Annotated in this window: 27 protein-coding genes; 26 read left to right on the forward strand and 1 reads right to left on the reverse strand. The window is 50.5% G+C overall.

The features are described from left to right. Window positions 1-39: 39 nt before the first annotated feature. The 26 genes from hisI (at window position 40) to MTCT_RS09265 (ending at window position 17,736) form a co-directional block, all read left to right on the forward strand. Entirely contained in the window at window positions 40-444 is a 405-nt protein-coding gene (hisI, locus tag MTCT_RS01045; protein WP_048175174.1) for a phosphoribosyl-AMP cyclohydrolase, read from the forward strand. Further along, complete coding sequence (locus MTCT_RS01050; protein ID WP_048175176.1) at window positions 445-2,277, forward strand: PINc/VapC family ATPase; 1,833 nt, start codon at window positions 445-447, stop codon at window positions 2,275-2,277. A 9-nt stretch (window positions 2,278-2,286) separates the two neighbouring features. Further along, window positions 2,287-3,030, forward strand: coding sequence for a sugar phosphate isomerase/epimerase (locus MTCT_RS01055; protein WP_048175177.1), 744 nt, complete (start codon window positions 2,287-2,289; stop codon window positions 3,028-3,030). 35 nt (window positions 3,031-3,065) lie between these two features. Further along, window positions 3,066-3,740 carry an NADPH-dependent F420 reductase gene (gene npdG / locus MTCT_RS01060; RefSeq protein ID WP_048175178.1) on the forward strand — a complete coding sequence of 225 codons (675 nt, stop codon included), beginning with the start codon at window positions 3,066-3,068 and terminating at the stop codon, window positions 3,738-3,740. A gap of 85 nt (window positions 3,741-3,825) precedes the next feature. Then, window positions 3,826-4,410, forward strand: coding sequence for a 6-phospho-3-hexuloisomerase (gene hxlB, locus MTCT_RS01065; protein WP_048175179.1), 585 nt, complete (start codon window positions 3,826-3,828; stop codon window positions 4,408-4,410). 126 nt (window positions 4,411-4,536) lie between these two features. Next, the gene (gene endA / locus MTCT_RS01070; protein ID WP_048175180.1) at window positions 4,537-5,043 is read left to right on the forward strand and encodes a tRNA-intron lyase; all 507 of its coding nucleotides are present in this window, start codon (window positions 4,537-4,539) and stop codon (window positions 5,041-5,043) included. Between the two features lie 15 nt (window positions 5,044-5,058). Continuing rightward, entirely contained in the window at window positions 5,059-6,153 is a 1,095-nt protein-coding gene (locus tag MTCT_RS01075; protein WP_048175181.1) for a tryptophan--tRNA ligase, read from the forward strand. After that, window positions 6,143-6,787 carry a stage II sporulation protein M gene (locus MTCT_RS01080; protein WP_231855312.1) on the forward strand — a complete coding sequence of 215 codons (645 nt, stop codon included), beginning with the start codon at window positions 6,143-6,145 and terminating at the stop codon, window positions 6,785-6,787. Before MTCT_RS01075 ends, MTCT_RS01080 begins: the two co-directional genes overlap by 11 nt. A gap of 65 nt (window positions 6,788-6,852) precedes the next feature. Continuing rightward, window positions 6,853-8,055, forward strand: a complete 1,203-nt coding sequence (gene thrC, locus MTCT_RS01085; protein WP_048176478.1) for a threonine synthase — start codon at window positions 6,853-6,855, stop codon at window positions 8,053-8,055. Window positions 8,056-8,279: 224 nt separating this feature from the next. Next, complete coding sequence (gene hmtB / locus MTCT_RS01090) at window positions 8,280-8,483, forward strand: histone HmtB (RefSeq protein WP_013295523.1); 204 nt, start codon at window positions 8,280-8,282, stop codon at window positions 8,481-8,483. Between the two features lie 289 nt (window positions 8,484-8,772). Continuing rightward, window positions 8,773-9,144 carry a 50S ribosomal protein L7Ae gene (gene rpl7ae, locus MTCT_RS01095; RefSeq protein ID WP_048176479.1) on the forward strand — a complete coding sequence of 124 codons (372 nt, stop codon included), beginning with the start codon at window positions 8,773-8,775 and terminating at the stop codon, window positions 9,142-9,144. A 51-nt stretch (window positions 9,145-9,195) separates the two neighbouring features. Then, complete coding sequence (locus tag MTCT_RS01100; RefSeq protein WP_013295525.1) at window positions 9,196-9,402, forward strand: 30S ribosomal protein S28e; 207 nt, start codon at window positions 9,196-9,198, stop codon at window positions 9,400-9,402. Between the two features lie 18 nt (window positions 9,403-9,420). Further along, on the forward strand, window positions 9,421-9,582 hold the full coding sequence (locus MTCT_RS01105; RefSeq protein ID WP_013295526.1) for a 50S ribosomal protein L24e: 162 nt from the start codon (window positions 9,421-9,423) through the stop codon (window positions 9,580-9,582). Beyond that, window positions 9,579-10,034, forward strand: coding sequence for a nucleoside-diphosphate kinase (gene ndk, locus MTCT_RS01110; protein WP_048175182.1), 456 nt, complete (start codon window positions 9,579-9,581; stop codon window positions 10,032-10,034). Before MTCT_RS01105 ends, ndk begins: the two co-directional genes overlap by 4 nt. A gap of 14 nt (window positions 10,035-10,048) precedes the next feature. Then, window positions 10,049-11,833 (forward strand): translation initiation factor IF-2, encoded by a 1,785-nt coding sequence (gene infB, locus MTCT_RS01115; RefSeq protein ID WP_048175183.1) that lies wholly within the window; start codon window positions 10,049-10,051, stop codon window positions 11,831-11,833. Window positions 11,834-11,856: 23 nt separating this feature from the next. Further along, entirely contained in the window at window positions 11,857-12,237 is a 381-nt protein-coding gene (locus tag MTCT_RS01120; protein ID WP_048175184.1) for a 30S ribosomal protein S6e, read from the forward strand. Window positions 12,238-12,261: 24 nt separating this feature from the next. Continuing rightward, entirely contained in the window at window positions 12,262-13,488 is a 1,227-nt protein-coding gene (eif2g, locus tag MTCT_RS01125; protein WP_048175185.1) for a translation initiation factor IF-2 subunit gamma, read from the forward strand. A 24-nt stretch (window positions 13,489-13,512) separates the two neighbouring features. Beyond that, window positions 13,513-13,866, forward strand: coding sequence for a PIN domain-containing protein (locus MTCT_RS01130; protein WP_048175186.1), 354 nt, complete (start codon window positions 13,513-13,515; stop codon window positions 13,864-13,866). 16 nt (window positions 13,867-13,882) lie between these two features. Further along, window positions 13,883-14,413, forward strand: coding sequence for an inorganic diphosphatase (locus MTCT_RS01135; RefSeq protein ID WP_048175187.1), 531 nt, complete (start codon window positions 13,883-13,885; stop codon window positions 14,411-14,413). A 30-nt stretch (window positions 14,414-14,443) separates the two neighbouring features. Then, window positions 14,444-14,989, forward strand: a complete 546-nt coding sequence (gene rpoE / locus MTCT_RS01140) for a DNA-directed RNA polymerase (protein WP_171770409.1) — start codon at window positions 14,444-14,446, stop codon at window positions 14,987-14,989. Next, window positions 14,986-15,168: a transcription elongation factor subunit Spt4 gene (gene spt4 / locus MTCT_RS01145; RefSeq protein ID WP_013295534.1), complete on the forward strand. Its 183-nt coding sequence runs from the start codon at window positions 14,986-14,988 to the stop codon at window positions 15,166-15,168. The genes rpoE and spt4 overlap by 4 nt, the downstream gene beginning before the upstream one ends. Then, the gene (locus MTCT_RS01150) at window positions 15,168-15,656 is read left to right on the forward strand and encodes a GTP-dependent dephospho-CoA kinase family protein (protein ID WP_084126078.1); all 489 of its coding nucleotides are present in this window, start codon (window positions 15,168-15,170) and stop codon (window positions 15,654-15,656) included. Before spt4 ends, MTCT_RS01150 begins: the two co-directional genes overlap by 1 nt. 1 nt (window position 15,657) lies before the next feature. Beyond that, entirely contained in the window at window positions 15,658-15,960 is a 303-nt protein-coding gene (locus MTCT_RS01155; RefSeq protein ID WP_013295536.1) for a 30S ribosomal protein S24e, read from the forward strand. Then, the gene (locus MTCT_RS01160) at window positions 15,961-16,116 is read left to right on the forward strand and encodes a 30S ribosomal protein S27ae (protein ID WP_013295537.1); all 156 of its coding nucleotides are present in this window, start codon (window positions 15,961-15,963) and stop codon (window positions 16,114-16,116) included. 8 nt (window positions 16,117-16,124) lie between these two features. After that, entirely contained in the window at window positions 16,125-17,534 is a 1,410-nt protein-coding gene (gene argH / locus MTCT_RS01165; protein WP_048175189.1) for an argininosuccinate lyase, read from the forward strand. Window positions 17,535-17,595: 61 nt separating this feature from the next. Further along, complete coding sequence (locus MTCT_RS09265; RefSeq protein ID WP_171770393.1) at window positions 17,596-17,736, forward strand: DUF3096 domain-containing protein; 141 nt, start codon at window positions 17,596-17,598, stop codon at window positions 17,734-17,736. Here MTCT_RS09265 and MTCT_RS01170 read toward each other — a convergent pair. After that, window positions 17,729-18,751: an ATPase gene (locus MTCT_RS01170; protein WP_048175190.1), complete on the reverse strand. Its 1,023-nt coding sequence runs from the start codon at window positions 18,749-18,751 to the stop codon at window positions 17,729-17,731. The two genes, MTCT_RS09265 and MTCT_RS01170, sit on opposite strands and share 8 nt — an antisense overlap. Between the last annotated feature and the right edge of the window lie 22 nt (window positions 18,752-18,773).

The raw sequence follows: 18,773 nt of genomic DNA on the forward strand, positions 1-18,773 counted from the left end.
AGGTTTCAGTTGATTGGTTGAATATAAAGAGAAGAATAAATCAAGGGAGATGTTAACATTTTAAATTTCAGACATAATATCAATGGCGAGGACCTCATAATTGCAGTGGCACAGGACCACAGGACAGGAGAGGTCCTCATGGTGGCCTACATGAACCGTGAGGCCCTCGAGAGGACACTGGAGACAGGGCTGGCCCACTACTGGAGCACGTCCCGTGGGAAACTCTGGCTCAAGGGTGAGAGTTCTGGACACCTGCAGCGTGTTAAGGACGTCCTTGTGGACTGTGACGCCGACGCAGTTGTGCTGAAGGTGGAACAGGAAGGAGGCGCCTGCCATACAGGTTACCGCTCCTGCTTCTACCGCAGCATTGATGGGGATGAACTCAGGGTCAGGGAGGACGCCGTGAGGGTCTTTGATCCTGATGAAATATATGGAGATGGTTAGATGAAGATCGTTCCAGATACAAGTGTTATAGTTGATGGGCGTATCACCGGCATAGTTCAGGAGGAGGAGTTCAGGGGCAGCGAGGTGATAGTGCCCGAGGCAGTTGTATCTGAACTTGAATACCAGGCCAACCGTGGAAGGGAAACCGGGTTCAATGGCCTTGAGGAGCTGAAGAACCTACAGAGGCTCCACAAGGAGAACATAATATCAATGATCTTTGTAGGGCGCCGCCCCACAGTGGATGAGATTTCACTCTCAAGGGGCGGTGAGATAGACGCCATGATAAGGGCAACCGCAAGGGAGTACGATGCGCTCCTCATAACCAGCGACAGGGTGCAGGCAGAGGTCGGGAAGGCCCAGGGACTTGACGTCTTCTACATTAAACCCGAGGTCCTGGAATATGAGGAACTTGAGATAAGCAAGTACTTTGATGATTACACCATGTCGGTGCACCTCAAGGAGAACGTCGTGCCCATGGCCAAGAAGGGGCGGCCAGGGGAAATAAGGCTGGTTGAAATAGACAATAAACCACTCAAACATGCAGATATAAACAGGATGGCCCGTGAGATAGTTGAAAGGGCCAAGAGTGACTTCAAAAGCTTCATTGAGATAGAGATGGAGGGCGCCACCGTTGTCCAGTTCAGGGAGTACAGGATCTCAATAGCGAGGCCGCCCTTCTCAGAGGCCTTCGAGATAACCGCCGTGAGGCCGGTTGCCAGGGTCTCCCTGGAGGACTACAGGCTCTCAGAGAGGCTGATTGATAGGCTGAGGGACACCGCCAAGGGTGTCCTCATAGCAGGGGCGCCAGGGGCGGGTAAGAGTACCTTTGCCCAGGCCGTGGCAGAGTTCTACAGCAGGGAGATGAGGGCTGTCGTGAAGACCATGGAGTCCCCCAGGGACCTCCAGGTGGGTGACGAGATAACCCAGTACGCCCCCATCGAACGGGATATGCAGAAGACCGCCGACATACTCCTCCTTGTAAGGCCCGATTACACCATCTATGATGAACTCAGGAAGACCCGCGACTTCAGGATCTTCGCGGATATGAGGCTTGCAGGTGTGGGTATGGTTGGGGTTGTCCATGCCACAAGGCCAATAGATGCCATACAGAGGATCCTGGGCAGGGTGGAGCTTGGCGTGATACCCTCGGTGGTTGACACAACCATATTCATTGAGGACGGAGAGGTGAAGGCTGTCTATGACGTATCCCTCACCGTCAAGGTCCCGACGGGTATGCAGGAGGCCGACCTTGCAAGGCCGGTCATAGAGATAAGGGACCTTGAGTCAGGGGAGCTCATGCATGAGATCTACACCTACGGTGAGCAGACGATAGTCATGGATGTATCAAAGGCATCCCCCGGTGGACGGAAACCCTCGGCCCACAGGATAGCCGAAAGGGAAATCGAGAGGGAGTTCCGCAAGAGGCTACCCGGTGCAAGGGTCAGGGTTGAACTTGAATCCGATGAAAGGGCAAAGGTCTGGATAGAGGAGAAGTACATCCCCCAGGTAATAGGCAAGAAGGGAAAGACCATCGAGGAGATCGAGAAGAACATCGGTATAAGTATCGGTGTTGAGCCACTTGAGGAGAGGGAACTTGAGGAGACCGTTGAGGTTCCGGTGGAACTTGCAGGAAACTACGTGGTCCTCAACTTTGGCAGGGATGCCGTGGGCGTGTCATTCGACATACTGGTTGAGGACGAGTACCTCTTCACAGCGACGGTGGGTAAGAAGGGCACCATAAAGCTCAGAAGGGACATAGAACTTGCAGATATAATCATGGAGGCAGTGAAGCACAGCATACCTGTGAGGGCAAGGGTGCGGCCCGAGGCCTAGGTGATCTGGATGAGGATAGGTGTCTCAACACTTGCACTCTCCCCGCTTTCACTGGAGGAGATGCTCACCTGGATTGAGGATGCAGGGGCAGATTGCTGTGAGATAATCTACGAATACCCCCTGGATGACGTGGAGGTGGCTGAATCATTCAGCCTTGATTTCACGGTGCATGCACCCATCTCGGACATAAACATAGCATCCCTCAACAGGGGGATCAGGGAGGCGTCAATAGCTGAGGTTAAATCCGCGGTTGACCTTGCAGTTGAACTGGACTCCGAGGTTGTTGTCGTGCACCCCGGCAGTGTCCCCTTCCTTGGAAGACCCCACAGGGACCTCATAGTTCAGCGGAACCTTGAATCGCTTTCAGTGATATCTGAATATGCAGAGGATAGGGGCGCCGGGATCTACCCTGAGAACATGCCCCGCCTTGAGGGTCCACTTCTAAGGGAACTTGAGGATCTATGGAGGGTTGCAGAGGAACTTGAAATTCAGGTGACACTGGACGCCGCCCACGCAGCAACCATGGGTTACAGTGAGGGGGAGATGGTTTCCCCGAGGGTGGGACATGTTCACCTCTCCAACAACAACGGCGAGGTTGACAGCCACGATGCCCTCGGCGATGGCTCACTGGATTTCAGGGCCATTATTGAGGGTTTAAGGGGGATCGGTTACAGGGGTATTCTCACAGTTGAGGTTAAAACACCAGGTGAGGTTGAGAGGAGTATTGAATTCCTTAGGAAGATTATTGATTAGTAATCATGTTTGAGAAAGTTAACCATGGTGATATTATGAAGATCGCAGTTCTTGGTGGAACAGGTGACCAGGGCCTTGGACTTGCCCTGAGACTTGCATTAGCAGGAGAAGAAATAATCATAGGTTCAAGGGACGCTGAAAAGGCTGTAAGTGCAGCTCAGAAGGTCCTTGAAATCGCTGGAAGAGATGACCTCAAGGTTAAGGGTGCCACAAATGCTGAGGCCGCTGAGGAGGCTGAGGTGGCAATCCTGACAGTTCCACTGCAGGCGCAGATGGCCACACTGGGCTCAGTTAAGGAGGCAATTAAGGGCAAGGTTCTCATAGATGCCACTGTACCCATTGACAGCTGCCTCGGGGGCTCAGCTGTTAGGTACATTGACCTCTGGGATGGCTCAGCTGCCGAGAGGGCTGCAAGGTTCCTTGAGGATCAGGGCACAAGGGTAGCGGCGGCATTCAACAATATAAGTGCATCAGCCCTCCTTGACATAACAGGACCCGTGGACTGTGACTGCCTCATTGCCTCCGACCACAGGGATGCCCTCGATCTTGCATCTGAACTCGCAGAGAAGATAGATGGTGTGAGGGCCATTGACTGCGGCGGTCTTGAAAATGCAAGGGTAATTGAGAAGATAACACCGCTGCTTATAAACCTCAACATCAAAAACAGGATTAGGAATGCGGGTATAAGGATTACGAACCTGCCAGAATGATAGAAGATTAAAAACAGGATTAGGAATGCGGGTATAAGGATTACGAACCTGCCAGAATGATAGAAATAATATAAAGTTGATTAAAATGGAAATACTCAAAAACACTGTCCATAAGATAACTGAACATGCCATAAACGCCATTGAAAAGGTTGAAGAGTCTGAACTCGAGGAGATGATAACCAGGATAATGGATGCCCGTGCCGTTTTCATCGTGGGAACAGGAAGGTCAGAGCTTGTTGGAAAGGCCTTTGCAATGAGGCTCATGCACCTCGGGTTCACGGTTTACGTTGTTGGAGACGTCACAACACCCGCAATAAGTGATGAGGATTGCCTGATTGCCATTTCAGGGTCAGGTGAAACAAAGACTGTCACACTGGCAGCCACCACATCAAAGTCGGTTGGGGCAACGGTCATCGCGGTAACAGCAACTCCCCAGTCAACGCTGACAGAGCACAGCGACGTTGTAATATGCATACCAAGCAAAACAAAGGAGGCCTGGAAGTACTACACCTCCGGTGTTTTAAGGGGCGACTACGATGACCTCACACCAATGGGAACACTCTTCGAGGACAGCACCCACCTCTTCCTGGATGGGCTCATAGCAGAGTTCATGGCAATCCTTGGAAAGAAGGAGAGGGATCTTAAGGAGAGGCATGCCATTATTGAGTAGGGTTCTTCTCTGGAGTGGGATCTTAAGGAGAGGCATTACCTTGTCCTGATGGATTCCCTTCCAGACATGCCTTAATCTCCAGAACAGATTATCTGCGCATATTCCATAAATTAGAGGGGTTTATAGATGGAGGGACAGCTGGGAGACGAGGTTGTAACCATAAAACCGGACTCGGATGCAAGGAGGCTGCACGGCAAGAGCCACTACGGTAAACTCTATGAGGACAGGCTGCAGATTTCACTGATTGAGGCAGCACACCTCATGGAGAGGGGTAAACTCACACTTAAGAGGGACGACGATGAGGTCTCAATGGAGGAATTCATATCACTCCTGGCTGAAAGGGGCCTCTACAGCAAGTACCTGGTCTACAGGGACCTGAGGAACAGGGGTTACATCGTCAAGACAGGGTTCAAGTACGGTGCAGAGTTCAGACTGTATGAGAGGGGAGGGGCCCCGGGCAGGACACACTCAGCATACCTTGTGAGGGTTATATCAGAGAATGACACCATCCATGCCCTGGACTTTTCAAGTTACGTCAGGGTGGCCCATGGGGTGAACAAGAAGCTCCTCCTGGCCTTCCTGGACGATGAGGAGGATGTAACCTACTACCTTGTTGACTGGATAAGACCATAAGTGCAGGTGATATGATTGATAGACCCGTGGGGATCAGCAAACCTTGAATACATGGATCTTATTGAAAAATTCGGTGTAAGGCCATTCAGTGAAGTCCTCGATGATGTACCTGAACCCAGCTGGCTCATGAGGAGGGGTATAGTCTTCGGTCACAGGGACTACGGCAGGATACTTGAGGCCATAAGGAGTGGCAGTGACTTTGCAGTGGTAACAGGGATGATGCCAAGCGGTAGAATGCACATAGGCCACAAGATGATCGTGGACCAGCTCAGGTGGTACGATAAAGTGGGTGCCGAGATATTCATACCAATAGCCGACATGGAGGCCTACTCTGCAAGGGGCATCGACTTTGAGACCTCAAGGAGGATAGCCATTGAGGAGTACATTGCAGGCTACATTGCACTGGGGCTTGACCTCACAAAGGACAACATACACGTCTACCTCCAGTCAGAGAACCTCATGGTGGAGGACCTTGCCTATGTCCTGGCAGGAAAGGTTAACTTCAATGAACTGAGGGCCATCTATGGCTTCACAGGATCAACAAGCATGGCCCATATGTATGCACCCATAATACAGGTGGCGGATATACTCCACCCCCAGCTTGAGGAGCTGGGCGGCCCCAGGCCCACCGTTGTCCCTGTGGGCCCGGACCAGGACCCCCACATAAGGCTCACAAGGGACATAGCCGGGAGGTTCAGGGAGAAGTACGGCTTCATTCTACCATCATCAACCTATCACAGGTTCATGGGGGGCCTCACCGGGGGTAAAATGTCAAGCAGCAGGCCAAAATCTGCCATATTCCTGAGTGATACCCCAGAGGAGGCTGAGGAGAAGATAAGGAATGCCAAGACCGGTGGAAGGGAGACCCTTAAGGAGCAGAGAGAACTTGGGGGTGTTCCCGAGGACTGCATAATCTATGAGACCCTCCTTTACCACATGTCTGGCTCTGACCCTGAACTTGAGGAGATCTATGAATCCTGCAGAAACGGTACACTTATGTGTGGGGAGTGCAAAAATAATACTGCAGAGTTCATAAGGAAGTTCTTTGAGGAACTTTCCAGGAAAAGAAAGAAGGCCCTTTCCACTGCGGGGAGGGTGCTTGAGGGGTAAAATGAAGAAGGAAAAGTATGAGGGGACACTGGCTTACCTTATGAGGAGCAATGAGACCTTCCTTCTGGCCTCAACCTTCCTGTTCCTCATATCCCTTTTTGCAGGATACGCTTTCTCAGGGGCCATCGAGCCGCTACTGAAGCCAATGATGGACGAATTCAGAAGGAGCATAGCAGAGGGTGAACTGAAACTATCAACAGCATCGATATTCTTTCACAACCTCCAGGCCGCCCTGCTCATCTACGGGGGAGGCCTGCTCCTGGGGGTTTTCACAGCGCTCTTCCTTATAATAAACGGCCTTTTCATAGGCTTCTTTGCTTCACAGGCCCCACTGGGGGACTTCATAATCCTGACGGCCCCCCATGGAATATTTGAGATCCCGGGACTCATAATTGCAGGGGCTGCTGGGTTCAGGCTTGCAAGTTTCACCTACCACTTCTTCAGCGATCTCTTCACCGAAACATGGTACGGGTCCTTCATGGAAAGGCTGGCTCATTTCTTTGAGAGGAACCAGGATGAGCTTCAGGAGTCCCTCATGCTCCTTGGTATAGGGGTTCTCTTCCTTGTGGTGGCGGCATTCGTTGAGGCAAACCTGACACTGGGAATCTACAACTACATAAAGACATCAATATAGGTGGTGTCCAGGGAAAGGACACCCCACAATTTATTCTGATGATACACTCAATGGATGGTGACTATGTGATAAGGTGCATATCATGCGGTAAGGAGTATGAACTGAACGAGATCATATACACCTGCAGTGAATGCGGGTCAGTGCTGGAGGTTGAATGTGAAGTCGAGGTTTCAAGGGACACATTCAGCTGCAGAAGGCAGAACATGTGGAAGTACAGGGAGTTCATGCCTGTGGACCCCTCAAAGATAGTGAGCCTTGATGAGGGTGGAACACCCTTTGTGAGGTGCGATAACATTGGCAGGGAAGTCGGCATTGAACTATACGTGAAGGTGGAGGGCTCCAACCCGACAGGCAGCTTCAAGGACAGGGGTATGAGTGTTGGTATCACAAAGGCAGTTGAACTGGGCGTTGATACTGTGGGCTGTGCCTCAACCGGCAATACCTCCGCTTCCCTTGCAGCCTACGCAGCAAGGGCCGGTCTCGGTTGCGTGGTGCTCCTCCCTTCAGGTAAGGTTGCCCTTGGCAAACTTGCACAGGCAATGTTCCATGGTGCCCAGGTCTTATCTGTCAGGGGAAACTTCGATGAGGCCCTTGAGGCGGTAACGGAACTTGCCCTCATGGGGGAGCTCTACCTCCTCAACTCGGTTAACCCCTTCAGGCTTGAGGGGCAGAAGACCATAGGCTTTGAGATAGTGGATGACCTTGGCTGGGAGTCCCCGGACCGCATCATCCTCCCGGTTGGTAACGCAGGGAACATATCAGCCATATGGAAGGGTATCTCAGAGTTCCACAGGGCAGGGTTCATTGATGAGAGGCCAATGATGACAGGTATACAGGCAGAGGGTGCCGCACCCGTGGTTGAGGCTTTCAGGAAGGGTAAGATGGAGATTGACCCTGTTAAGAACCCTGAGACGGTTGCAACCGCCATAAGGATCGGGGCGCCTGTGAGCTACCTCAAGGCACTGAGGGCCATCTATGAGTCAGATGGATATGCCGAGACAGTGACCGATGAGGAGATACTATCTGCCCAGAAACTCCTTGCAAGGAGGGAGGGTATAGGTGTTGAACCGGCGTCTGCAGCATCAATAGCAGGCCTGCTGAAACTGGTGGATGAGGGTGTCATTGACAGGGGCGAGCGCGTGGTCTGCGTTGTAACAGGTCACGTACTTAAGGATCCTGACACCGCCATAAGGGCTTCAACAGAACCAGTTGAGGTTGAACCCGATATAGACCAGCTCAGGTCCGTTATAAGGAGAAAGAGAACCTAATAAACATTTAAATTTTCATGAATATTTTTTCTGTTTTAAGTTTTTCTATTTTTCATTAGAACACTCTGAGGTTAATCTCTCACCCTCCAGCCACTTGTGAATATACTGATTCTGTTTAGGTGCCACATGAACCAATCAATGAGCCAGAGAGACCTCCAGATTAGCGATATATTTATATAGGATAATATGGATAGATTATAGTACATAAAATGAGGTGGTTAATTATGGAATTGCCAATAGCTCCAATTGGAAGAATAATAAAGAATGCCGGTGCAGAGAGGGTAAGTGATGATGCAAGGGAAGCCCTTGCAAAAGTCCTTGAAGCCAAAGGTGAAGAGATCGCCCTGAATGCAGTTAAACTTGCAAAACATGCTGGAAGGAAAACTGTTAAGGCTTCTGACATTGAACTGGCAGCTAAGAGGATGTAATTCTCACATACATCCATCATTCATTCCCTTTTTGCCTGCGGCAAAACTTTATATGTGATGAGCCCACAATTTTATTTAATCCTTGTTTTCCTGGGTGTCTAACTGGATTATCCGGGATTAATCTAAGTACGATTTCTGATGAAAATCTGTATCCAGCAAGTTTTATATACAGAGAACATATAAAGGGTACTACCCACCTCATGTTAATCCATAACTTGGATTAGTTGTCCAGATTGGTGTAATTACCGATGGATGGTAGAAAAACCAGATGAAAAAGGAGGTAAATAACATGGCAAAGGCAATCTATGTGAAATTTGATGTACCAAAGGAACTGGCTGACAAGGCCGCAGAGGCACTTGAAATAGCCAGGGAAACAGGTAAGATATCAAAGGGTACAAACGAGGTTACCAAGGCAGTTGAAAGGGGAGTCGCACAGCTCGTACTTATAGCTGAGGACGTTGAACCAGCCGAAATAGTGGCTCACCTCCCACTCCTTGCAGAGGAAAAGGAAATACCATACATATACCTTCCAACCAAGGATGAACTGGGTGCAGCCGCAGGTCTCAACGTCGGCACAGCATCAGCAGCCATAGTTGAAGCCGGCGACGCCGAGGACCTCATAAACGAAATAATAGAAAAGGTTGAAGAACTTAAAAAATAGATGAAAGGCAGAAAAAGCCTTTCACCTTCAATTTAATATAAAGGTGGTTTAATGGAGGAAGCAACTCCAGCAGAGGTTATTGAGGTTCTCAAGAGAACCGGAATGACTGGAGAGGTAATGCAGGTCAAGTGCAGAATCCTTGATGGAAGAGATAAGGGAAGGATACTCACAAGGAACGTCATGGGTCCAATAAGGGAAGGCGATATCCTGATGCTTCTTGACACAATCAGAGAGGCAAAGGAAATCAGGACCCCCTGATCAGGCAGGTGTTTGTAAATGAGAGTCTGTTCATTCTGCCATGAAGAAATAGAGCCAGGTACAGGAAAGATGTACGTTAAGAAGGACGGCACAATCTATTTCTTCTGCAGCAGCAAATGCGAGAAAAACATGATCAAACTGGGAAGGGTTCCAAGAAAAGTTAAATGGGTTAAAAAATGATGGAAAAAAGCTTTGTAATGCTAAAACCTGACGCAGTAAAGAGGCGCCTCGCAGGAAGGATAATATCCCGCTTCGAGGATAAGGGACTCAAGATAGTCGCTGCCAAAATGCTCCAGATCCCGGAAGACCTTGCAATGGAACACTACCAGGAACACAGGGAAAAACCATTCTTCAGGGACCTTGTGGACTACATAACATCAGCACCAGTCCTTGCAATGGTCATAGAGGGTAAGGACTGCATCTCCATCATAAGGAAGATGGTGGGCGCAACAAACCCTGCAGAGGCAGAACTTGGAACAATCAGGGGAGACTTCGCCCTTGAAACAGGTAGAAACATAATCCATGCCTCAGATTCTCCAGAATCAGCTGAGAGGGAGATTAAACTTTTCTTTAAGGAATCAGAAATTTGCAGCTACGAGATGCCTGACAGGGAAATGGTATACGAGGAATGAACGCGGAGATTTCAATGAAGATCAGATCACCCATAGTTTCAGTACTCGGACATGTGGATCACGGGAAAACCACCCTCCTTGACCATATAAGGGGCAGTGCAGTTGCCGCAAGGGAGGCGGGCGGTATAACCCAGCACATAGGGGCCACAGAGATACCCATGGATGTCATTGAAAACATATGCGGAGATTTCCTTAAAAAATTCTCAATCAGGGAGACGCTGCCAGGACTCTTCTTCATAGATACCCCTGGCCATGAAGCGTTCACAACCCTCCGTAAACGTGGAGGGGCCCTTGCAGACCTTGCAATACTCATCGTTGATATGAATGAGGGATTCAAGCCCCAGACACAGGAGGCCCTCAATATCCTGAAGATGTACAGGACACCATTCGTGGTGGCTGCAAACAAGATAGACAAGATCCACGGCTGGAGGGCCCATGAGGGCCGACCCTTCATGGAGACCTTCAGCAAACAGGACATTCAGGTCCAGCAGAAACTGGACACAAAGGTCTATGAACTTGTGGGGAAACTCCACGAGGAGGGCTTCGAATCAGAGAGGTTCGACAGGGTAACCAACTTCGCCTCACAGGTCAGCATAATACCCATAAGTGCGGTGACCGGAGAGGGAATACCTGAACTCCTCACCATGCTCATGGGACTTGCGCAGCAGTACCTCAGGGAACAGCTGAAGATTGAGGAGGATTCCCCTGCCAGGGGGACCATCCTTGAGGTTAAGGAGGAGACAGGTCTCGGGATGACCATTGACGCTGTTATCTATGACGGCATACTCCGTAAGAACGACACCATCGCCATGATGACATCAACGGATGTCATATCCACCAGGATAAGGTCACTTCTCAAACCCAGACCCCTCGAGGAGATGAGGGAGTCCAGGAAGAGGTTCCAGAAGGTGGACGAGGTGGTGGCTGCTGCGGGTATAAAGATCGTGGCACCTGACATCGACGATGTAATGGCGGGCTCACCCCTCCGTGTGGTGACGGATCCAGAGAAGGTCAGAGAAGAGATACTCAGTGAAATAGAGGACATCAAGATAGACACCGACGAGGCGGGTGTGGTTGTAAAGGCCGATACCCTGGGGTCCCTTGAAGCAGTGGTGAAGATACTGAGGGACATGGATGTCCCCATCAAGGTGGCTGACATTGGGGACGTTTCAAGGAGGGACGTTGTGAATGCAGGAATATCCCTCCAGGAGGACAGGGTCTACGGGGCCATAATAGCCTTCAACGTGAAGGTGATCCCATCAGCGGCCCAGGAACTCAAGAACTCAGACATCAAACTCTTCCAGGGAAACGTCATCTACAGGCTCATGGAAGAATATGAGGAATGGGTCAGGGCCATTGAGGAAGAGAAGAAGAAAAAGTGGATGGATGCGATCATAAAACCTGCAAGCATAAGGCTCATCCCGAAACTTGTCTTCAGGCAGAGCAAACCGGCAATTGGGGGTGTTGAGGTCCTTGCAGGTGTCATAAAGCAGGATTATCCCCTCATGAACGAGGAAGGAGAAGCTGTTGGTACCGTTGAAAGCATGCAGGATAAGGGTAAAAACCTCAAATCAGCATCACGCGGCCAGAAGGTCGCAATGGCAATCAAGGACGCCGTTTACGGGAAGACAATCAACGAGGGCGACACGCTCTACGTTGACATACCCGAGAACCACTACAGAATACTCGTGGATGAACTCTCAGGGGATCTCACAGAGGAAGAACTTGATCTTCTGGAGAGGATAGCTGAGATCAAGCGGAAGAAGAATCCTGACTGGGGAATGAAGGCACCATTTTAATTGTGAAGAAAGGAGGAGATATATTGGCATTTAAGGTTGTGATTTCAGATAAGGAGAAGAGTGTCCAGATGGAGGTAGAACCATCAGAATCAAAGGCCCTCATTGGCCTCACAATAGGGGACGAATTCGATGGTTCAGTAATAGGCCTCAAGGGATACAGACTGAAAATCACAGGTGGAAGCGATAAGAACGGTTTCCCCATGAAAAAGACAGTACCAGGTGCAAGGAGAGTTAGAAGCCTTGTATCAGGTGGCGTGGGATACAAACCTGCACGTAAGGGTGAAAGAAGAAGGAAAACATTCAGGGGAAACACAGTATCAGAGGACATAGTACAGATAAACACCGTGGTCATCCAAAAGGGTGAGAAGCCACTTGAAGAGCTCCTTGGCGCCGATGAGGAATAATAAAAGATTTTATAGGTGTAATCCGTGAAAAATCAATCTGAAATAAACATTGGTCTTGTGGGGCACGTGGACCATGGTAAAACAACCCTTACAAAGGCCCTTTCAGGTGTCTGGACAGACACCCACAGTGAGGAAACCAAGAGGGGCATATCAATCCGTCTGGGCTACGCTGACATAACCTTCAGGAAGTGCCCCCAGTGTGAAGCCCCCATGTGCTACACAACTGCAGAGATCTGTGAGAGGTGCGGCACAGAGACAGAGCTTCTGAGAAAGGTATCCTTTGTGGATGCACCGGGACATGAAACACTCATGGCAACCATGCTCTCTGGAGCCGCCCTCATGGACGGCGCCATACTGGTAATAGCCGCCAATGAGCCATGCCCCCAGCCCCAGACAAAGGAGCACCTCATGGCTCTGGATGTGATAGGGGTTAAGGATGTTATCGTTGTCCAGAACAAGATAGACATAGTCTCCAGGGAAAGGGCCCTTGAGAGTTACAGGGAGATCAAGGAATTCGTGAAGGGTACATGTGCTGAGGATGCACCTATAATACCTGTATCTGCACAGCAGGGCGCCAACATTGACATTCTCATTGAGACAATTGAGGAGAAAATCAAAACACCCGAAAGGGATGTTGATAAACCTGCCAGGATGTACGTGGCCAGGTCCTTTGATATAAACAAGCCAGGGGTTGACCCTGAACACCTTGCAGGTGGGGTTATAGGTGGCTCACTTGTCCAGGGTAAATTCAGGGTCGGGGATGAGATAGAGATAAAACCCGGCATACAGGTTAAAAAGGACGGTAAACAGTCCTGGATGAGCCTCCACTCCAACATCACAGGCCTTGTGGCAGGGGGAGAGGAGATGGACGAGGTTGGTCCCGGGGGCCTTGTGGGTGTCGGAACCCTCCTTGACCCCTCACTGACCAAGGCAGATTCACTTTCAGGTTCAGTGGCCGGTGAACCCGGCACCCTGCCACCTGTGAGGCACTCCTTCACCATGGAGACCCACCTCCTTGAGAGGGTCGTGGGTACCAAGGAGGAGACCAAGGTGGAGCCCATAAAGACAGGGGAGCCCCTGATGATAAACGTGGGTACCACAACCACCGTGGGTGTTGTTAAATCAGCGAGGGCTGATGACGCTGATGTCGTCCTGAAACTACCTGCCTGCGCAGAGGAGGGTCAGAGGATAGCCCTATCAAGAAGGGTTGGAGCAAGATGGAGGCTGATAGGATATGGTATCATCAAATAGGGTGGTTATAGACACCAATTTTTTATGATACCCCACCAGTTCAGGGTCGATATAGTATCTGAGCTCCGGAGGCTCTTCCCGACCCATGAGCTCCTTGTCCCATCCTTTGTGATAGGGGAACTTGAGGGCATAAGGAGGCATTCAGGTGGTGATGCAAGGATAGCCGCCTCCATTGGCCTTGCCCTTGCACGAAGACCACCATTCAGGGTGGTTGATGAGAAACTCCGTGAGGGCGAATCTGTTGACGATGCGCTTCTCAGGATCTCAGACGTGCTCTGCACCGCTGACCGGGAGCTCAGGGAAAGGGCGAGGTCACAGGGCATACCCGTGGTGTACCTGAGGCAGAAAAAATATCTTGCAGTTGATGGGCATATATGAATATAGGAGGTTTTTTATGAATCTGTGGAAGGATATTGAACCTGGACCATCAGTACCAGAGGTAGTATATGCAGTTGTTGAAATACCCAGGGGTTCAAGGAACAAGTATGAATACCACAAGGACCTTGAGGCATTCGCACTTGACAGGGTACTCTACTCACCGGTATTCTACCCTGCGGAGTACGGTATAATACCCAGGACCCTCTATGATGACGGCGACCCCATGGACATCATGGTACTCATGGATGAACCAACGTTCCCTGGATGCATCATAGAGTCAAGGCCCATAGGCCTTCTCAGGATGATCGATGGTGGGGACCAGGACGACAAGATCCTGGCGGTGCCCGTGGAGGACCCCCACTACAGTGATGTTAATGATATATCAGACCTACCTGAACACATCCTGAAGGAGATAGCACACTTCTTCCAGGTCTACAAGAACCTTGAAGGTAAGGAGACAGAGATAATCGGATGGGAGGGCGCCGAAAAGGCACTTGAAGCCGTAAACCACTCCATAGAACTCTACAGAGAGAAATGTATGGAGTAATCTTTTTAATGGGGGATCCCATTGTATTATATAACAAAAATTGTTGATACAGTCAGAATACCTCCAGACCGCTTTGAGGAGCCACTGGAGGAGGTTGCCATAGAGGTTCTCAACGAAACCTACGTTGGAAGGATGGACAGGAACCTCGGCCAGATGATAACCGTAAAGGAAATAGAGGACATAGGAATCGGAAAGGTCATAATGGGTGACGGCGCTGCCTACCATGAGGTGACATTCACAGCCCTCTTCTTCAAACCAGAACTCCATGAGATCGTTGAGGGCGAGGTAATAGAGATTGCAGAGTTCGGAGCATTCGTGCGCATTGGACCGGTGGACGGTCTTGTGCACGTTTCACAGGTTACAGACGATTACATAACCTATGATGCCAAGAAGGGCTCCCTCACAGGTAAGGAGACGGGTAAACGCCTGGATGAGGGCGACCTTGTAAGGGCAAGGATAGTCGCCCTGAGCCTCAAGGGCCGAAGAGAGGGCGTGAAGGTTGGGCTCACCATGAGGCAGCCCGGTCTTGGTAAATTCGAATGGATTGAAGAAGAGAAGAGGAAGAGTAAAAAATGACTGAGAAGGCATGCACAAGGTGTAAGAGAATCACCAGCGACGAACGCTGCCCGGTCTGCAATGTTCCAGCATCCACCAACTGGAGCGGACTGCTCATAATCATAGATCCAGAGAAATCAGACATAGCCAGGGAACTGGATATAAAACTTCCTGGTGAATACGCACTGAGGGTCAGATAGTGTACGTTCTACCGGAAAAACTCAGGGCAGAGCTCAAGAAACCCCTTGGAGAGCTCCACGAATCCTTCAGAAACATTGACGTGGGGGATTCGTTTCTCATAACGGTTGGTGATGTCACAACACGCAATGCACTGGAGCATGGCCTGAAACCGGACATCAGCATAATAGATAACAGGATCCAGAGAAGGGATTCTGACCATGAATTCAATGACACAGCAACCATTATCAGATCCACAAACCCGCCAGGCACCATAACAGAGGACCTCTGGAACTCCATCAAAAAGGCCATAGATGGGGCCAGAGCCGGTGAACGCTTCATGATAGTCGTTGATGGAGAGGAGGACCTGGCTGTTTTACCATCAATCTTAATGGCCCCGGCAGACACCGTCATCCTTTATGGACAGCCAGATGAGGGTGTTGTGCTGGTGAGGGCCATCGAAACACGGAAAAGAGCTGAAGAACTCATAAAAAACTTTGAGGAGGCATAGAATGGAGATCAGAATAATCGAGGAAAAGGAAAACCCACTCTTAAACAGAAAGGAGATAAGGTTCGAATGCTTATATGAGGGTGAATCAACACCAAAGGTCCTTGATGTTAAGAACAAACTCGTCGCAATGCTCGACGCCGATAAGGACCTCCTTGTGGTCGACAAGATCGACCAGGGATTCGGCGAGCCAAGGGCCTCAGGGTACGCCAAGATATATGATTCAATGGATAAACTCACCGAGATAGAACCTGAACACGTCATAAAGAAGAACACAGAGGCACAAGAGGAAGAGGAGGAGGAATAGATGAAGAAGTTCGAACTCTACGAGGTAAAGGGGGATAAACTCGTAAGGAAGAACCCCTTCTGTGTGAGATGCTCAAACGGTGTCTTCATGGCTGACCATGGGGACAGGTACGCCTGCGGTAAGTGCGGATACACCGAATGGAAAAACAGGGAATAGGTGGAAACTTGAACCTGAGGGCTGGCAGATTAAAGAGGGGTATGGAGGATGAGGCAGCAGAGTTCACCTCATCCCTCACATTCGACCACCACATATTCGAGGCGGATGTTGAATGTAACATTGCACACACAACGATGCTGGCCCATGAGGGTATAATACCTGAGGAAGTGGCGGATAAGATCATAGAAGCCCTTGAAACCCTCAGGGAGGAGGGTGTCGAGGCCCTTGACATGGACCCATCGGTGGAGGATATCCACATGGCTGTTGAGAACTATGTGACAGCCAGGATAGGTGAGGAAGCAGGGTTCATGCACACAGGTAAATCCAGGAACGATCAGGTTGCAACTGACCTTCGCCTGGCCCTGAGGGAGAGGATAAAAATAATCAGCCACGAACTCCTTGATTTTATTGATAAGGTAGCTGAAATGGCACTTGAGCACACAGGGACTGTCATGGTTGGCTACACCCACCTCCAGCATGCCCAGCCAACAACCCTGGCCCACCACCTCATGGCCTATGCCCACTCCCTCAAGAGGGACTATGAGAGGCTCCAGGACGCCCTTAAGAGGATTGACATCAACCCGCTGGGTTCCGCGGCCATGACAACCACAACCTTCCCGATAAACAGGGAACTCACAACGGAACTTCTGGGGTTCTCTGATTACATGAGGAACTCCATGGACGCGGTGAGTGCAAGGGACTTCATAGCAGAGGCGATATTTGACCTATCAGTGCTGGCGGTGAACCTCAGCAGGATCTCAGAGGAGATGATACTCTGGAGCACCTACGAGTTTGGCATGATAGAGATCCCTGATGAATTCTCATCAACATCATCGATAATGCCCCAGAAGAAGAACCCTGACGTGGCCGAGATAGCCAGGGCAAAGACCTCCACGATCCAGGGGGCACTCTTCTCTGTACTTGGAATCATGAAGGCCCTCCCCTACACCTACAACAGGGACCTCCAGGAGATCACACCCCACCTCTGGAGGGCCACCGACACGGCACTGTCAATGATCCGTGTCGTGAGGGGGATGCTCCTGGGCATCAGGGTTAACCATGAGCGTGCACTTGAACTTGCAGGGGCCAACTTTGCAACCGCAACGGACCTTGCAGATATCCTTGTCAGGGAGCGCGGCATACCCTTCAGGGTGGCCCACAGGATAGTTGGAAGGCTGGTCACAAGGGCGATCGCCGATGGACTCAGGCCCTCTGACATAGATTCAGAGTACCTTGATGAGGTGAGCCTTGAGGTTACCGGGAAGAGACTTGGACTTGACCAGGAACTTGTGAGAAGGGCCCTTGATCCACTTGAGAATGTCAGGATGAGGATGGTTCCAGGCGGACCAGCCCCTGAGATGGTCAGGGCGGCCATTGATGATATCAGAGCCTTTGTGGAGTCTGAGAGGACAACTTAAGGGTTATTTTTTTCTCAGTGGGCAGAAATTTTATATATCATTTTTGACATATAATTATTACATGAAATCTGAAACTGAAACAAGGGTTGTTGGACTTCTGGCGGTACTCATCGGTATACTGATGATAATATACCCGCAGCTTGTCGGGTATCTGGTTGGTGTGTTCCTCATAGCCTACGGTCTTCTGAAGATATTCAGTTAGTTCGCCGGGAGCCGCAGATACTCCATACGAGTTCCAGGGCCTCACCGGGTTCAAGAACACCGGCACGGGTCTCCCTGAGGACCCTCTGGATTGAGTAGCGCCTCATATACGGATACCTGCGGTGAACCTCCCCAAGGAGGGGACAGCCAAACCCTGAAGTGACCCTGAGACCATAAGAGGATACAGCGGACTTCAGCTCCTGCTTTGAGGCTGCAAAGAGCGCCGGCAGATTAACACGGAGAACATCATCGCGCACCTGGAGGGAACCGTATCCTGTTGAGAGGAGATCGCCGAATATCACAGTATCAATTCCCTCATTCTTTATTTTCTCCATGACGATTTCCTCGATCATGGATGAGCACCTGCCGCAGGGGTGGAACCTCCCCTCGAGGGCATCCCTCTGAAGTTCACTGAAATCCATGCTGATGTACTCGTGCCTCACCCCAAGGGAAGCTGTGAGTTCATCCACCACCCTCCTGACGTGCCCTGGCAGTACGATGGTGCCGGGGTCAGCAGTGAATGCCACGGAGTTTAAACCAAGATTAAAGGCCGCTATGAGTGAAAATGAACTGTCAGTACCCCCTGATAGTGCCACAGCAGTGTCGGGCTCTCTGATGGAGTTGCGGGGTGCACTGTCACTTTCTGTGAGAAAGTCAAGCCCTGCAGGGTATTCAAGCCGTTTCCTCAGCGGTTCCTCAAGCAGGGAGAGCACCCTGAAGGATCCCCTGAGTTCAGCCAGACGCTCAAGTGCAAATTTAACCCGTTCCCTCCTCATTATGAGGTCAATCTCTGATTCAACGTGGATCCTCCTGATACCAAGTCTCTCCCGTAGCCTGCCCACAACCCATCCACCCTTCCCTATTATGATGGACTTATCTGAACGGTCAGGTGCGACTATGAGGAGCTCGTCCCTTTCCCCATTGAATATGGCCTCGGCTATCCGCACCTCTGTATCCTCATGGCCTATATCGGATCTGACCTCCCTTATGAGAACCGCAAGTTCATCTGGATCCATAGAATCCTTCCCGGAATTATTC

The sequence above is a fragment of the Methanothermobacter sp. CaT2 genome (assembly GCF_000828575.1).
Lineage (GTDB): Archaea > Methanobacteriota > Methanobacteria > Methanobacteriales > Methanothermobacteraceae > Methanothermobacter.

Bases quoted from the DNA above. Each gene is read 5' to 3' on its own strand.
- MTCT_RS01050 (WP_048175176.1), top strand. From the start codon at position 445: ATGAAGATCGTTCCAGATACAAGTGTTATAGTTGATGGGCGTATCACC.
- MTCT_RS01055 (WP_048175177.1), top strand. From the start codon at position 2,287: ATGAGGATAGGTGTCTCAACACTTGCACTCTCCCCGCTTTCACTGGAG.
- npdG (WP_048175178.1), top strand. From the start codon at position 3,066: ATGAAGATCGCAGTTCTTGGTGGAACAGGTGACCAGGGCCTTGGACTT.
- hxlB (WP_048175179.1), top strand. From the start codon at position 3,826: ATGGAAATACTCAAAAACACTGTCCATAAGATAACTGAACATGCCATA.
- endA (WP_048175180.1), top strand. From the start codon at position 4,537: ATGGAGGGACAGCTGGGAGACGAGGTTGTAACCATAAAACCGGACTCG.
- hmtB (WP_013295523.1), top strand. From the start codon at position 8,280: ATGGAATTGCCAATAGCTCCAATTGGAAGAATAATAAAGAATGCCGGT.
- rpl7ae (WP_048176479.1), top strand. From the start codon at position 8,773: ATGGCAAAGGCAATCTATGTGAAATTTGATGTACCAAAGGAACTGGCT.
- MTCT_RS01100 (WP_013295525.1), top strand. From the start codon at position 9,196: ATGGAGGAAGCAACTCCAGCAGAGGTTATTGAGGTTCTCAAGAGAACC.
- MTCT_RS01105 (WP_013295526.1), top strand. From the start codon at position 9,421: ATGAGAGTCTGTTCATTCTGCCATGAAGAAATAGAGCCAGGTACAGGA.
- ndk (WP_048175182.1), top strand. From the start codon at position 9,579: ATGATGGAAAAAAGCTTTGTAATGCTAAAACCTGACGCAGTAAAGAGG.
- infB (WP_048175183.1), top strand. From the start codon at position 10,049: ATGAAGATCAGATCACCCATAGTTTCAGTACTCGGACATGTGGATCAC.
- MTCT_RS01130 (WP_048175186.1), top strand. From the start codon at position 13,513: ATGATACCCCACCAGTTCAGGGTCGATATAGTATCTGAGCTCCGGAGG.
- MTCT_RS01135 (WP_048175187.1), top strand. From the start codon at position 13,883: ATGAATCTGTGGAAGGATATTGAACCTGGACCATCAGTACCAGAGGTA.
- spt4 (WP_013295534.1), top strand. From the start codon at position 14,986: ATGACTGAGAAGGCATGCACAAGGTGTAAGAGAATCACCAGCGACGAA.
- MTCT_RS01155 (WP_013295536.1), top strand. From the start codon at position 15,658: ATGGAGATCAGAATAATCGAGGAAAAGGAAAACCCACTCTTAAACAGA.
- MTCT_RS01160 (WP_013295537.1), top strand. From the start codon at position 15,961: ATGAAGAAGTTCGAACTCTACGAGGTAAAGGGGGATAAACTCGTAAGG.
- MTCT_RS09265 (WP_171770393.1), top strand. From the start codon at position 17,596: ATGAAATCTGAAACTGAAACAAGGGTTGTTGGACTTCTGGCGGTACTC.
- MTCT_RS01170 (WP_048175190.1), bottom strand. From the start codon at position 18,751: ATGGATCCAGATGAACTTGCGGTTCTCATAAGGGAGGTCAGATCCGAT.